The 460-nt window shown below is 33.7% G+C and carries 1 protein-coding gene; it reads right to left on the reverse strand.

The window, feature by feature from the left end:
* Positions 1-105: 105 nt before the first annotated feature.
* The coding region (locus V7137_RS20340) for a helix-turn-helix domain-containing protein (protein WP_335699761.1) at positions 106-460 on the reverse strand (355 nt) is incomplete at its 5' end.

Genomic DNA, 460 nt, shown 5'->3' on the forward strand with positions numbered 1-460 from the left:
AGTTAGGACTAGCCATTTCCTACTGTTCTTAATGAAAAAATCCGCCTTAATAAGACAAAAAGGAGAAAACAAAAATTTTTCTCCTTTTAACCTGATCCATATGATTTATACTTCTAATAAGTTGATCTTCCCATTGGCATTCAGAATTCTTAAAGCAAGCTGAAGATTAAATTTTTGATCGGCATGTTTAAAATCAATCTCTCCGATATCTTTTAATCTCTGAATTCTATACTTCAACCCACTTAGCGAAACATTCAGTTCTTTTGCTGTTCTTTGAAGATGGCATTCATTTGCAAGAAAGATGTGAAGAGTAGAGATAAGAGTAGTTCCACCACTTTCTTCATCATATTTGAGAAGCTTTTCGAGCGTTCGTGTTGCATACGTAAGAAGTTGTTCCTGTGCAGAGCCTGCATAAAGTAAGTCAAATATGTTCATTTCTTCCACTAAAAATATTTCACTT

The sequence above is a fragment of the Neobacillus drentensis genome, from assembly GCF_036962765.1.
GTDB classification, from domain to species: domain Bacteria; phylum Bacillota; class Bacilli; order Bacillales; family Cytobacillaceae; genus Neobacillus; species Neobacillus drentensis_C.